At 66.6% G+C, this 14,735-nt stretch carries 8 protein-coding genes; 3 read left to right on the forward strand and 5 right to left on the reverse strand.

The genetic code is table 11. The features are described 5' to 3' along the window. Positions 1 to 3: 3 nt before the first annotated feature. Positions 4 to 1,341 carry a PHP domain-containing protein gene (locus G5C50_RS07290; protein WP_206107609.1) on the reverse strand — a complete coding sequence of 446 codons (1,338 nt, stop codon included), beginning with the start codon at positions 1,339 to 1,341 and terminating at the stop codon, positions 4 to 6. Positions 1,342 to 1,498: 157 nt separating this feature from the next. Here G5C50_RS07290 and G5C50_RS07295 point away from each other — a divergent pair, with 157 nt between their 5' ends. Continuing rightward, positions 1,499 to 3,478 carry a PAS domain-containing sensor histidine kinase gene (locus tag G5C50_RS07295; RefSeq protein ID WP_165067100.1) on the forward strand — a complete coding sequence of 660 codons (1,980 nt, stop codon included), beginning with the start codon at positions 1,499 to 1,501 and terminating at the stop codon, positions 3,476 to 3,478. A gap of 16 nt (positions 3,479 to 3,494) precedes the next feature. Here the strand turns inward: G5C50_RS07295 and G5C50_RS07300 are convergent, their stop codons facing one another. Next, positions 3,495 to 7,091: a DUF2125 domain-containing protein gene (locus G5C50_RS07300; RefSeq protein ID WP_165067103.1), complete on the reverse strand. Its 3,597-nt coding sequence runs from the start codon at positions 7,089 to 7,091 to the stop codon at positions 3,495 to 3,497. Between the two features lie 340 nt (positions 7,092 to 7,431). Here G5C50_RS07300 and G5C50_RS07305 point away from each other — a divergent pair, with 340 nt between their 5' ends. Next, a complete protein-coding gene (locus G5C50_RS07305) occupies positions 7,432 to 8,199 on the forward strand; it encodes a class I SAM-dependent methyltransferase (protein WP_165067106.1) in 768 nt (255 codons plus the stop codon). A gap of 35 nt (positions 8,200 to 8,234) precedes the next feature. Here G5C50_RS07305 and G5C50_RS07310 read toward each other — a convergent pair whose 3' ends face one another. The 3 genes from G5C50_RS07310 to trpB all read right to left on the reverse strand — a co-directional run bounded on the left by G5C50_RS07310 (position 8,235) and on the right by trpB (position 11,938). Next, positions 8,235 to 9,677, reverse strand: a complete 1,443-nt coding sequence (locus G5C50_RS07310) for a cellulase family glycosylhydrolase (protein WP_165067109.1) — start codon at positions 9,675 to 9,677, stop codon at positions 8,235 to 8,237. An 82-nt stretch (positions 9,678 to 9,759) separates the two neighbouring features. After that, complete coding sequence (gene trpA / locus G5C50_RS07315; RefSeq protein ID WP_165067112.1) at positions 9,760 to 10,593, reverse strand: tryptophan synthase subunit alpha; 834 nt, start codon at positions 10,591 to 10,593, stop codon at positions 9,760 to 9,762. A gap of 106 nt (positions 10,594 to 10,699) precedes the next feature. Then, entirely contained in the window at positions 10,700 to 11,938 is a 1,239-nt protein-coding gene (trpB, locus tag G5C50_RS07320; RefSeq protein WP_165067115.1) for a tryptophan synthase subunit beta, read from the reverse strand. Positions 11,939 to 14,324: 2,386 nt separating this feature from the next. On the opposite strand from trpB, the gene G5C50_RS07325 reads away from it, so the two are divergent. After that, entirely contained in the window at positions 14,325 to 14,693 is a 369-nt protein-coding gene (locus G5C50_RS07325) for a hypothetical protein (protein WP_165067118.1), read from the forward strand. Positions 14,694 to 14,735 lie beyond the last annotated feature (42 nt).

Genomic DNA, 14,735 nt, shown 5'->3' on the forward strand with positions numbered 1-14,735 from the left:
GCGTCACTTCGGCGTTTCGGGCTCGGCCGGCGGGGCGGGGACTCGGGCTTCCCAGCCGAAGGGTTGCGTCCACGCCTGGGCTGGCTGGCCGGCGTAGGAAGGGTTCGCGGGAGACTTGTCGGAGGTGACGACGGCGCGGACGTAGAGTTCGTCGCCAGTCATCCGGTACTCGGCCTTGAGGCCCTCGACGGTCGCCAGCACCTTGCCGACGTCGTCGGAGTAGCGCTGGGTGACGGCCAGCGGCTTGCCGTCCTTGTCGGCGACCGGCTTGCGGGTGCGGTCGTAGTTCTGGGGCGTGCCGATGAACCGGGTGACGTACTTTGCATCCCCCTGGGGCTCGATCTCCACCGAGAGGGTCTTCGTCTCGGGCGCGTAGTGGACGTCCTTCAAAGAGACGCCGCTGGAGGCGTAGAAGTCCCGATCCTGCATCGCCTTGATGATCGACTCCGGCGTGAGGAACCGGGCGCGGACCATGATCCAGCCTCGGCCGGGAGACGAACTGCCGTCGAAGTAGTGGTGTGAGTCGTCCGTCCCCAGACCGTTGAGCGGAGCGATTCCCATCTCGGCGATCCGCAGCGTGTTGATGATGTCCCACATCCGGTCGATCCCGACGTGGGTATCGTCGCCCTGCTGGTGGACGTCGGGGTGGCCGTTGTAGACCTCGAAGAACCGCTCCTTCGTCACCATGGCCAGTTCCTCGGCGGTGACGGCGTAGCCGAAGTTGGGGTGATTGAGGTGGCCGATGATGGGCCGGCCCAGCCGTTTGGCCTGCTCGTCGACGGCCGCCAGGTTGTTCGACATGACCTCGGCGACACTTTTGCCCCCCTGGGGTTTGATCAGTTCGGCGACGTTGCTGGCGTTCATGTGGATGGGCTTTTTCTCAAAGCGGTCGGTGATCTCCTCGCCGGGGATGAGCAGGAATCGGCCGGGCTGTTCGAACAGGGCGCGGTATTCGCCTAGCGGCTTGAGACGGACTTCCTGGTCGCCGTTGACCATACGGGTCTCGATCCAGGCGTCGCCGAACCGAGCACGGTAGCGGTCGAAGCCCTTGTGCCTGGCCCGCTTATCGGCGGCGGCGACGCTCATCCACTTGGTCCCCTGCCCCAGGACGTTGTGATCGGAGAGGGCGAGAAACTGGTAGCCGCGACGGACGTACCAATCGACGACCATCTCCGGATAATCGTCGCCGTCGCTCCAGAGCGTATGCGTATGCAGGTTCCCCTTGAACCATCGAGTCTGGGCCCCAGCCGTGGGCGAGCCGTCGTCCTGGGAACGAGCCGTCGCCGGGTCGAGAGCGAGGAGCAGGGAAACGAGGGCGGTCGTCAGGGCGAAGCGGCTCATCGATCGGTCTCCGAACGTCGGGGAGGTGATCCGGGGGGCGATTATAGAAGGACCGACGACGCGTCGAAAGCCGCCCGAGCCGACAGTCTCTGACCCAATGAATTCGGACGAGGACGATCCAGCGCGTATAATTTCGGCGGGAGGGAATGACGCGAGTATGAGTGAGTCCGGGAGGAAACCGACGCCCCCGATCGTGCTGATCGTGGTGGCCGTACTGGCGACCGCGGTCGGCTGGTTCGCAATCGAGCGGCTGGCGATGATCGCGGAACACACCGCCGGCGAGGGCGCCGTCTCGCACTCGTGGCACCTCATCGCCATCCAGGCGCTGATTCTGGCGATCCTCTGCCTGGTGGGGACGTCGCTCTGGCTGCTCCGCCGCCGCGACGAGGCCCGAGACGGCGAGACCGGGCTGCTGGCCGTCCTCGACGCCGCGCCCGACGGCATGGCCCTGATCGACGGCTCCTGCCGGATCGTCCTGGCCAACGCACGGGTGGAGGCCATGTTCGGATATCACAGGGACGAGTTGCTCGGCCGGTCGATCGAGGTCTTGCTGCCCGACGCTCCCCGCTTCCTAGGCGCCCGCACCGACCCCGACGCCGCACCGATCCTTCGGGCCGACCTCGGGGCGCTGCGCGGCCTGGAGACGAAGGGCCGGCGCAAGAACGGCAGCTCGATCCCGCTGGAGGTGAGCTTCGGGGTCGTGGGCCGCCGCGAGGAGGTGGCCGTCGCCGCCTGCGTTCTCCACGACGTCTCGGACAGGCTCGGAGAGGAGGCCCGGCTCCGCGAAGCCTATCGCGCCCTGCGGTTCGCCAACGACCGGCTGCGAGGAGTCGTCGAAGGGACCAGCGACATGATCGCCGCCCTCGACCGCGACGGCCGCTACATCCTGCTCAACGACGCTTACCGGCGGGCCTTTCAGCGTCTCTTCGGCTGCCGCGTCGAACAGGGGATGCGGCTGGAAGAGGCTCTTGAGAGCCGCCCTGAAGACCTCTCCCGGTTGAAGTCGCGGTGGGATCGGGCCCTGGCCGGCGAACGGTACAAGGATATGGCCATCTACCCGGACGGCGATGGAGCGCTCAGCCATCTGGAGGTGGCGTTCAACCCCATCCGCGACGAACAGGGAACGCTCATCGGCGCCGGGCAGCTCATCCGCGACGTCACCGATCGCGTTGAGGCCCATGAGGCGCTCCGCCGCAACGCCGCGCAGCTTGAAGCCCTCGGGGCGTCTCGCGAACAGGCCTACGCCGCTCTCCAGCACGCTTACGAGGAGTTGAAGCTGGCCGAGAGCCGCCTCGTGCAAGCGGAGAAGCTCTCCGCGCTGGGGCAGCTCATCGCCGGCGTCGCGCACGAGATCAACAACCCGCTGGCGTTCGTCGGCAACGACCTGGCGATCCTCCAGCGCGATGTGGCGAACCTGATGCGTCTGATCCAGCTTTACCGACAGGCCGCCTCGACGCTGGCCGAACGGCATCCCGAACTGGCCGCCGAAATCGCCGATACGGCCGAGGAGATGGATCTCGAATACGCGCTCGAGCACCTCAACGGCCTGACCTCTCGCGCCCGCGACGGCCTGGGACGGATCCGCCGGATCGTCAAGGACCTCCGCGACTTCGCCCGCCTCGATGAAGGCGAGAAAGACGACGCCGACCTGAGCGCTGGGCTGGCTTCCACGGTCAACATCGTCGCCGGCCTGGCACGCGACCGTCAGGTCGAGGTCGTCACCGATCTGCCCCCGCTCCCTACGGTCACTTGCTCGCCTGGGAAGATCAACCAGGTGGTTCTGAATCTGTTGATCAACGCCATCGACGCCAGCCGGACAGGCGGCAAGGTGACGCTCCGCACTCGACAGGACGGTCCTGAAGGCGTGGCGATCGACGTGATCGACGAGGGCGTCGGCATCCCTCCGGATGTCCGAGGCCGCATCTTCGACCCCTTCTTCACGACGAAGCCGGTCGGCAAGGGGACCGGCCTGGGGCTCTCGATCAGCTATGGGATCGTCCAGGAGCACGGCGGCCGGATCGAGGTCGACTCGACTCCGGACGTCGGCTCGCGATTTACGATCCACCTGCCGCTCCGGCCCCCGCCGAAGGAAGCCCCCGCGCTCGCCGTCGCCGAGACGCTTCGCGACGGGAATTGATCGGGATTCAGGCCGTTCAGTTCGGCGGCAGGCCCTGGCGAGCCCGCCGCTCCATCTTCTTCTCCTCGCGACGCTGTTGCCGAGCCTCCTTCTGGAGTTGGCGTTCCTCCGGGGTGCGCGAGAAGGGGACGCGGAGGCCGGGCAGAAGCAGCTCCGCGTCGGGATCGTCCATAGCGGCCGGGGCGACGGCAGGATCGGCTGGGCCTCCCGGCTGCGGAGGCGGAGGCGCGGGCGTGGTGCGACGAGGCCCCGGATCGGGAAGCGGCGTCGGGATGGGGGCGGGATTGGGACGAGGGCGGCGGAAGATGTCGCCGATCCCCCGGCCGATGCCCAGCGTCGTCTCCAGAAGGTCCTCGCCGAGGTTCTTGAACCGATCCTTGATCTGTTCGCCGTCGATCTTCGGTTTGTCAATGGTCCCCGTGAGCGGGAGGCGGATCTGGGCGTTCGCCAGCAGGGTGGAGAGCACCGGAATATTGCGTCGCGGCGGGACGGCGGCGAAGGTCGCCATCATGTCGATGCGTTTGTCGAAGTCCATCCAGCCTTCCAGGCCGATCGCCGCCACGTCGCCCACTGGCAGGATCAGGCCCTCCTGGTAGATCGTGCGGCCGAGGATGCGGATCGAGACCGGGTCGCGCAGGACGAACATCGCCCGCCGCTCCAGGTTGAAAACGGCGATCAACTGATCGACCAGCGGGCCGGGCATGAACTTGACGTCGTCGAACTGGATGTCGCCGTCGACCTGCGTCTTGGTCGCGTCGCCGTCGAGTGAGAAGACGGCCTGATCGAGATCGAACGACACCTTCCCCTCGACGCGGGTGGCGTTGTCCAGAACCGGCGCTGCGAACGAGAGGACGCGGTGCGAGACCTCGTCGTTGACCACGGCGCCCGTCAAGCTCGATCCCTTGCCCAGCCGCAGCCAGCGCTTGCCTTGATCGTCCACGGCGATCTGCGGATCCAGTTGCAGCCGCCCGCTGTTGAGCATGCCGTCGATCGGATCGATGGCGAGCTTGCCCTCGTTCGCCCGGACGTGCAGCAGGGTCTTTTCGAGCCGCATGCCGAAGACGTCGACCTCGTCGAGTTGGAGCCCGATCTCCCCCTTGAGATTCGACGGGCTCTCCGCGTGACCGCCCATGGGGAGAGTGCCGGCGAGCGCCCAGGCGTGAGGACGTCCCTTGATCGAGGCGTTGGGCTCGATCCGCGAGGCGAGTTCCTGTGTGAGGCGTTCCCAGTTGGGGGCGAGGGTTCCCGCCATGTCGACCACCGGCGCGTCGTCGGGGAGCGAGACGCTCCCCCGGCCGTCGGCCTTGCCGAAGGGAGTGTCGATCGCGAGCAGCCCCACGTCGAGCTTCTTCGTCTTCACGGCCAGGTTGGAATCCAGGTCGACGGTGATCGTGCCGATCTCCTGAGGCTTGCCGCCGGGGGCGTCGACCTGGATGACGTTCTGGGCCTGGACGGTCCCGCCGAGCTTCCAGTCGTCCTTGTTCTGGCGGCCGTCGACCTCCGCCGCGAGCGTGCCAGCCAGCGAAGGCCCCTTGCCTCCGAGGACGTCCTGGATCGAGGCCAGGTCGCCGGAGAGGTTTACGTGGAACCACGTCGAGCCCTGGGACTTCAGGCCGCCGGCGGTGACCTTGTCGATCGAGAAGGCCGGCTCGCGTTCCTTGGCCGCCTCCTCCGGGGTCAAGTCGCGGTGGGTGAGCGTCAGCTCGTCCTTCTTGAGGTCGTACCGGGCCGAGCCCCGCCAGACGTAGGGGGCTTCGGGCATGAACTGACCGCCGGGGCCGACGAAATGGGAGGCGGCCACTCGCAACTGGCTCGCGTCCACGGCCGAGGCATCGGCGACGACGCTGCCGGAGGCCTCGACGACGCGCTTCACGCCGTTGAAATCCACGGTCGTCCGACCTGAGGCGTCGACCGAGGACGGCGTCAGGCGGTTGGGCGGCGAGGACGTTTCCAGCTTCAGCTCGTCCTCAGCGCTGCGGCCGATCAGCGAGGCGTACTGCCAGTCGCGCGGGAGGCCGGACGGCTGGGCCTCGCCGCGAACGGCCAGATCGGCCTTCAGCTCGTCGCGCTTGAGGGTCTCCACGACGGGGAGCCCGGCGAGCGAGAGCCCCTTGATCCCGCCGTCGGCGGCGAGTTGGTACTGCCCGTTCTGGCGCGAGTATCGGGCGTGGAGCGTCCCGGCGCCGGCGGCCTCGAACTCGCCCAGGTCGACCCACTCACGGGCCTTCTGACGGGCTGCGGCCAGGTCGAACGCGGCGTCGACGATGATGCCGGCGTCCAGATCTCCCTTGCCCGTGGCGGTGAGGAACGGCGTGCGAAGGTCGAGCTGTTCCAGCGCGATGGCCTGAGGAGTGCGGTCGAGCTTGACGGCCAGCGTCGTTGGGTCGTTCCAGGCGATCGTCCTCTCCCCCTTCTTCGCGGCGAGGTCGTTCAGGTCGGCGGTGACCTCGATCCGCTGTCCGGCCTCGGAGCCCGGAGCGGCCGGACGCGCGACCGCCTCAGCCTTGAGCGCGACGGCTCCCTTCTCGATCGTCACGTCGTCCAGCAGATGAAGGGTGCGGCGAAGTTGATTGGCGACCGTCAGGTCGATGCGGCCTTCGAGCTTCGCCGAGCGGTCGGCGGCCGGCGGGAGATCGCCCGAGGCGGCGAGGTTCGCGGCGGGGGCGTCCAGGGCGAACCGCTCCAGGTGGTATTCCCCCCCCTTCCCCGCGGCCTTCCAGCCGATCTTGACGTTGGCCTGTCTCAACTCATCGCCGGCGAGCTTCGGCCCAGCGGCAAGGAAGTCGGCGAGCGCCAGGTCGCCCGAGGTCGTCAGCGCGCCTTCGACGACCTTGAGATCGATCGCGCCTGAGAAGAGGCCGGATGTTTGCAGTCCCGCCAGTTCGCCGTCCGTCGGCGAGATCCGCCAGGGCCAATGGTCGGCCGTCACGCCGAGCGTGGAATCCTTCCCCAGGTTGACGCCGTGATCGTCGCGTCCGATCTCCCCGGCGATGGTCATCTTGCCGGTGTCGGCGCCGATCTTGTCCCGGCTGAGCTTCAGGTCCCAGGAGATCGGCTCGGGGAACCGAGTCAGGTTGATGTCGAGATCGGCGTGATCGGCGTAGAACGGGTCGGCGAGCCCCTGCTGAGTGAACTTCAGGGTCGCGTCCTGGATGCGGATCTGGATCGTGTGCTCGGGCTTCTCCTTGAGGACCGGCTTGAGGGTCTCGACCAGGTCGACGTCTCCGGCCTCGGAGCGACCGATCTCCACCGCCCCCTTGTGCAGCGTCAGCGTGGCGACGACCGGCTGCTTGAACAGGATGTCCCAAAGGCTCCAGGAGAACGTCCCCGAAGGCGCCTGCACGAGCTTATGGCCGTTGGCGTCGACGAGCGCGGGGGCGTCGATCTCGGTAGGCCCGAACCAGGAGAGTCCGACGCGGTCGAACGACACGCCCCCCGGCGCGAGAACCTTATCGGCGGCGGCCTCCAGTTTGGGCCTCGCCCACGACGAACTCAGGATCCACGGCAGCGCCGCGATCAGCAGAACCGGAACGGCGACGACGGCCGCAACCACGCCAAGCCACCACCGCCGGCGCTTTTTCGGGCGTTCCGCAGCGTCATTCGTCGTACTCATCGCGTCCGCCTCTCGGTCCGTCTCGGTGCTTCATCCAGCCGGCGGCAGCGTCCGGCCTGTCGACACCCACTATAACGTCCGAAAGCGCCGCATGTCTTACCCATTCGGCGCCGCCCGCATCGAGAAGTCGTTCATCTTGATGCCTCCGAGTGGGAGGAGTCGGAAGTCCTTATCTTGGCAAAACGTAGGGGCCTCCTTCTTAGACAAACATCACTAAAATATTAGAACTTGGGAGTGGTGGATGCTTGACGGTCTGCGAGCGCCGCGGAATACTGAGCCGTCGCGTTCCAGGGACTCGGAACAAGATCTACACCTTTGACGGATGGAGCCGAGCCACACCATGAATCCCTACCGCGAAGCCTTTTACCAGCGTCAGGCCGAGTGGCACGGTTACGACAAGCCTGGTTTCGCTGAGGAGAAGCACACGCAACGTGTGCGTTACTACGATTGGTACACTCGGGATTGGCTTCCCCGAGACAAGGACGTACCGATCCTGGACATCGCCTGCGGCAGCGGCCAGTTCCTCTATTTCCTGCGCGAACGGGGGTACACGAACGCGGTCGGCATCGACCTGGATCGAGCCCAGGTCGAGATCGGGCGTTCCCTCGGCCTGGACTGTCGATGCGCGACGGTGTCCGACTTCCTCGCGTCCGAGGACCCATCGAAGTCGTACCAGTTGGTGACGATGCTCGACATCCTCGAGCACTTCACCCGCGACGAATTGTTCCCCATTCTGGAAGCGGTCGCCGCCAGATTGGCTCCGGGCGGACGGCTGATGGTGAGCGTCCCCAACGCGGACAGCCCGCACGCCGCTCGGGCGATCTACGCGGACATCACCCACGAAATCGCCTTCACGCCGACCTCCCTCAACGAGCTCTTCTTCTGCCACGGCCTGAAGGTCGCCGGCATGCGCGACCCCTGGCCTGCCCCGGTTTCGCCCGTCCTGCGAGCCTACCGGGCTATGAGCACGATCACCCGGAAGATGGAAGGCTTGCGTCTCCGGCTCCTGGGATTCGACTCGCCCCAGTACTGGTCGTCGGTCGTCTGGGCCCTGGCCGAGAAGCCGCAGGCGAAGCTCCAGGCCGCTGGATCGGGCGATCGTCGCTGAGCCGGACGGCCGTCACGTGAGGCGGCCTCCCCAGATCAAGGCGTCTCGACCCGCACGACGATCGAACGGCGGAAGGCAGGCAGGGAGATGCGCCCGGCGTCGGTCGCCGAGGCTTCGGCCCAGCGGTCGCGCCAGGGGTCGTAGGTTCGGACCTTCGCACCGCGGGGCAGCGGACCGAGATCGACGGAGAGGCCCGCCAACTCGGCAGCGGGGCGCTTCTGGGCGAGTTCGGCGCGCCAGTCGGAGGCCGCGTCGCGACACCAGGCGATCGACGTCTTCGTCCCTCGGAGGAGATAGACCCGCAGCGACGGGTGTTCGACTCGCATGGGCTCAAAGCGCTCGGCGGGCGGGTCGAGGCCCTGGACCGCCTGAGCGAAGCCCTTGAAGACGCGCCAGAGGTTGTTGGCGGCGACGTAGTGGTCCCAGTGCCAGCACTGGCCGGAGCCGGCCGCCCCGGCGAAGAACGGGGCGAAGAGGACGTCGTGGAGGATGACCCCGTCCTTGTCCTCGGCGTAGAGCTTGAACGGACCGCTGTGACCGGGCTCGACCGCGCCGCTTTCGGCCAGGAGCACCGGCTTGCCGGGCTTCGCGTCGATCAGTTCGCGAACCGCGTCGGCGGCCAGGACGTCGACCGGGCCGTGGCAGAGTTCCATCCTGGCGCCCAGGTCGAGATAGCGGTGGACCTGCGCGACGTCGTTGCCGGGCAGAGCGATCATCCGACGGTAGGATGGGCGCTTGCCTTCGTTGTCGAAGCTGCCAAAGCTCTGCATCGCGAGCTGCTTCGGGAAGAGCCTGCGCAGCTCGGGGAGCATCGCCCGGGTCCATTCCAGCTCGTCGCCGTCGCCGGAGACGGCGTCCATCTCGTTCCACAGCTCCCAGCCGAAGATCGTGGGATCGTCGCGGTACCGTGCGGAAAGGTATTCGAGCTTCTTGATGAACTGGGCGCGGGCCTCGGGCTTGCTCATCCAGTCGGCCATCGAGGTCGCCAGGCCCCCCTTCGACTCGTGATGGACCGTCTTGATGGCCCAGGTCTGGCGGGTGCTCTTGGGGTCGATGTTCCGGAAGTGCTCGATGGTCATCTTGACCTTCAGCCCGTGCTTCCGCGCCAGGGCGAGCATGGCGTCGATGCGCCGGGCCTGCTCGGGGTCGTACTCGCCGGCGTGCTTCGTCTCCAGCTCGTAGAAGTCGTTGGAGAGCCAGACGCGGAAGAAGGTGCAGCCGTTCGCCGCGAGCTTCCCCAGCCAGTCGTCGAGAGCAGCCAACCGCGCTGCGGCGTCGCCCCCCTTGACGTACGGGGGATAGATCAGGTTCATCCCGATCGGGATGAAGGCCCGGCCGTCGTCGGTCTCGAAGTAGCGCGAGTCGCGAGGGCTCACCCGGACGAAGCCGTGCGGCACCCCGCTCGGCTCCTCGAAGCCGCGCGTCGTGGCCGAGACAAGCATCGCCATCAACACCAAGCTGAGCCTTCGCGTCGACATCGCCAACCCTCCGTACAACCGCCTGGGGCCATGACACGGAGCATTCCAACGCCGAACCCGACTCCCGGTGGAGACGAAGCCGTTACCCGACAGCGTCGCCTGCGTTCAGCGCGTCGGCCAGCGAGCCGATGAAGTCGCCGACCTCCTTGACCAGATCCGCGCGGGAGCGTGTGGCCGAGTCGGCGAGCCGACGGACGAGGGCCGAGCCGACGATCAGGCCGTCGGCGACCTCGGCCAGCTCCTCGACCTGCTCCGGCGAGCTGATGCCGAAGCCGATGCAGATCGGCAGGTCGGTCTGGGTCCGCAGCCAGGCGACGTTGGCCTTGAGGTCTTCAGGCAGGGCCTTGCGTTCGCCGGTGATGCCGGCGACGGAGACGTAGTAGATGAACCCCGTCGTCAACCGGGCGATCTCCACGGCCCGCGCCCGGGGGGTGGTCGGGGTGATGAGCTGGATCAGCTTGAGATTCCGGCGGGTCGCCTTGTCCTGGAGCGAGGCTGATTCCTCGACCGGAAGGTCGGGGACGATCAGGCCGTCGAGCCCTGCGGTGGCCGCGTCGTTGAGGTAGCGGTCCACGCCCATCCGGTTGACGATCGAGTACGAGACCATCGAGACCAGCGGCGTGTCGCGGACGGCGTCGCTCCCCTCGGCCCGCAGCGTTCGCAGCGTCTGGAAGATGTGGGCGACCTTCACCCCTTGCGTCAGCGCCCGGTGATAGCTGGCGGCGATCACGGGGCCGTCGGCGACGGGGTCGGAGTAAGGGATGCCGATCTCCAGCATGCTCGCCCCGCGGCGGACCAGCTCAGGGATGAGCGCGGCCGTCGTCGCCAGGTCGGGGTCGCCGGCGGTGAGGAAGGGCATAAGGGCGCGGCGGTTCTCGGCCTTGAGGCGAGCGAAGAGGGCGTCGATACGGTTCATGGGGGGATGCCGGCCGGTGCGCGAGGCGGCCCGTCTCATTCGGATGGATGGATCGCTCGCGAAGAGGGGAGACGGGCGGACCCCCTCCGCGAGTTCGGCCGGCTCGTCAGGTGATCGGCTCGCCGCGGAGGCGGGCGACCTCGAAGGCGTCCTTGTCGCCTCGACCGGAGAGGCAGGTGATCAAGATCTTGCCAGGCCCCAGCCGCTTCGCCTCCTTGAAGGCCTGGGCGATCGCGTGGCTGGACTCCAAGGCGGGGAGGATCCCCTCCTGCCTGGCGGCCTCGCCGTAGGCGGCCAGCGCCTCGGCGTCGGTGACGCTCTCATAGCGGACGCGACCCGAGTCCTTCCAGTAGGCGTGCTCGGGGCCGACGCCCGGGTAATCCAGGCCGGCGGAGATCGAGTGGACGTCCTGGGTCTGGCCGTCGTCGTCCTGGAGGACGTAGCTGAAGCTGCCGTGCAGAACGCCCGGCTTGCCCTGGGTCAGGCTCGCCGCGTGGTCGCCCGACTTCCGCCCCCGGCCCCCGGCCTCCGCGCCGATCAGCTCGACCGATTCGTCGCCGATGAACGGATAAAAGATCCCCGCCGCGTTCGAGCCGCCCCCCACGCAGGCGACGACGGCGTCCGGCAGGCGGCCGGCCTTCTCCTGGATCTGGGCGCGGGCCTCGCGGCCGATGACCGACTGGAAGTCGCGGACGATCGTCGGGAACGGGTGCGGACCGACGACGCTGCCGATGGTGTAGTGCGTCTCCTTGGACGACCCCATCCAGTCGCGGAAGGCCTCGTTGGTGGCGTCGCGGAGGGTCTTCGATCCGCTGGAAACCGGGACGACCGTCGCGCCCATCGTCCGCATGTTGAAGACGTTGAGCTTCTGGCGGCGGATGTCTTCCTCGCCCATGTAGACCGTGCACGAGATCCCGAACAGTGCACAGGCCGTGGCCGTCGCGACCCCGTGCTGCCCCGCCCCGGTCTCGGCGATGACCCGCTTCTTCCCCATCCGCCGGGCGATCATCACCTGGCCGATGGCGTTGTTGATCTTGTGCGCGCCGGTGTGGTTGAGATCCTCGCGCTTGAGGTAGATCTCCGCCCCGCCGGCGAACTTCGTGAGCCGGTCGGCCCTGTACAGCGACGAGGGACGCCCGACGTAATCCTTCCAGTAATACTCCAGCTCCCGGACGAACTCGGGGTCCGCCTTGGCCTCTTCATAGGCCGCCGAAAGCTGGTTCAGGGCGTCCATCAGGGTCTCGGGCACGAACCGCCCGCCGAACGCGCCGAAGCGTCCCAGCGCGTCGGGAGCCTGGGCGATCGTCGTCGAGGTGGACGACCCGGTCGAAGCAGGGTGAGACATCAGCGCACGATCCTTCATCTCGTTCGAGGCCGATCAACGGTCGGCGGTGGGCCGAGGATCCATTGTCGAAGCCGACGCCGGTCCCGGTCAAGGGATGTCCCACGCCGCCGGCCGTTCATCCGCCTAAGACGCCCCAGGACGGCCGACGGGTTCGCAACCGCAAGGCCAAGGCCGCACCGCCAGACCCCATCCCGGCCAAGCCGATTCGGGTTCGATTGGGTTCCCTCGCGCCGGGATCCGACGACCCCTGCCCGCCCCAAACTCCATCCCCTCAAAGATTTAATCCCACAACCGCCGATCCCCCTGATGGCTTCGTTCGCCCCGTTCTCATGCCAAACCTCCGTCACCGATCGCAGGGCCAGATGGCATCAGGCTTGTCCGCGAAAGGATTTCGAAGCCTCCCAGGAGAATCCGGAGGTGGTTTACGGCCCCCGACTCCAGCCGGAGAACGGCCACAGATGAAGAGGATGGACACAGATCGGATAAAGAGGGAGATCCTCATGGACGCTCTCCCTCCTTTTCTCCCAGCGGTGCCGATCTGTGTCCATCCGTGGCCTGTCTCTGCCTCTCCCACTCAGCAGACAGCCACGTATCACGTCCTCGCGCGACACTTCTCACGGGCGAAACGCGAAAGCCAGGGGCCGCACCAGAAGCTTCGGGTTCGATTGGGTTCCCTCGCTCGGTCGTCCATCCGAACCCGATCGACGCAACCTCCCTGTCGAAAACCAGTTAAGGTTATCCAAAAGGCTTCTCTCGGCGGCTTCGTTCGCACACTTCTCACGAGCGGACGCAGCGAACCGTCGCTGCTTCCAGCACCAATCGTCAAGTTGTCAAAGATCGCCCTCCATCCAATAGAGTGGGGTACGATCAGACTTCCTGAACGAGAATCCGAGGCCCCCTCCGATCTCGTGGAGTCAGCCTGATCCGAAACCTCCGAATGCTCCGATTGTCGGTCGCTTCCCTTCGCCCGGCCGACCGAATCGATGCCTCAACAGCCGCCCCTCTGCCCTCTCGCACAACCGATCGAGGAAGCGCCGGAGCGTCAGCGTCGAGTAATGAATCCTCAACGTGACGATCCAGGTCCCCCGGATCGCCGTGGAGATCGAGTCACCGGTTTCTCGGTCCACACAGACACCGAGAAATAAGAGGGATGCCTCCGTCCGGGGCCGCTCGAAATGCTGGCAGGAGAAACCGGAGCCTGATTCGACGCCCTGCATCCGCCTGCGCCCAAGCGCCGGAATGTGCCGCCTCTGGTCGCCTCGCCGAGCGAACCGTCGCCCCCCCCTGGCCAGTCGGCTCGCCGCTGCCGAGACTGGCCAGGGAGGGGCGAATTGAATTGAAGTGAAGGGCGACGTGATTGCGGACGTCGGCTTTCGTCTTACGCGAAACTTACGCGAAGGGGTCCGGCCGAGGTCACCCATTCGGAACCCCACCCACATGTCAGCCTCGATGTTGTAATACGCCTGCCACTCCGGCCTGGTCCGACCGAGGTACATCTCGACAGGGTAGAGAATCCCATACAGCCCGAGAATCCAGCGCTCCTCCCAGTCCTTGACCGGAGGCGGCATGCCAGGGCGACGGCATCGGTGCCGAGGCGGATGCGGAGGGTGTACACGCCGGCGGGTGTTCCACCGCTGCTCCCCGGTGCTCGGTCGGGCCAGGTTCGCGGGATCGAACAGGGCGACGGTTGGAGCGGACGACATGCGATTGATCCGGCTCATGGCGGTCGATCCTGATACGAGAGGGGCTGGATATGATTCTCCGCCATTTTACACTACGAAAACCCGCGCAGCACCGCTTAATTTAGCCTCAAACTGGGTGATCCCCTGTTCTCGACCCAGAGACGCGGCCGATGTCAATGGCAGGAGGAAATGGGCCCCTCTCCCCACGAGCGGCCTTGCCTGCCGAGTGATTGAGGAGATGCGCCCGGCCGCCGAGTCGAGCTAACGAGCCGAGCCGCTCGCTCTGGGATCGAGTGCCCTGTCTCCTCCGCCGGCGCCGAGCGCTATCCGAGCGGGCAGCGCTCAGAGCGAGGCCTGCCGATGGTCAGGCTCGAAAATGCAACGTTTGGCCGGTCCGACACAAAAGGCTATCGGCTCTGTCGCCCGAAACGACCTACCAGGCGCGTACTCAGTGGCAACCTGAACCACGCGGCGGCCCCTTGATCCATCATCCCATGGCACGGCGCACGACTGGGATGGGAACGCTGCCGGGCCGTGATCCGCTTCGCTCAGGCGTTTCGATCGTGGCCGCTCACCGAATTCAAACTGGTTTACAATAGACGTTTTAATCCGGTTTCGTTGTAGACTGCGTGCACCTCTGGCCGTCCATCTGCCGAGGGAAATCGAAGGCGCGGAAGCTCACCGTCAGTCGCTGGAGTCAAACCATGAGCGCCCTGGAGGATGGAACCGACGCGGATCGTATCAGGGACGCGGTCACCCTGGCCAAGAACATGCGGAACAATGGGGTGTCTCGAGAGACGATCGCGATCCGCCTGGCGAATCGTGGGTTCAAGCCTCAGGCGGTCGAGGAAGTGCTCCGCCAGGTGCCCAGGGAAGAGCCTGTGAACATCATCGTCGGGAATGGTTCGACGAACGGCGGCAGGATGATCCTCGTCGCCGTGGGGGCGATGATCTCCCTGATGGGGTTGTTCTTCGTGGTGGGCAACCGGACGGGCGCAGCGCCGACCGTGCCGTTCTTCGGCTTCACATTCATGGTGATCGGCGGGGTCATCATGAATGCCGGCAGGTCGTGAGCGCAGTCCGGAACACGATGGGGGGATCCATCAGGGACGCCT

The organism is Paludisphaera rhizosphaerae, assembly GCF_011065895.1.
GTDB classification, from domain to species: Bacteria; Planctomycetota; Planctomycetia; order Isosphaerales; family Isosphaeraceae; genus Paludisphaera; species Paludisphaera rhizosphaerae.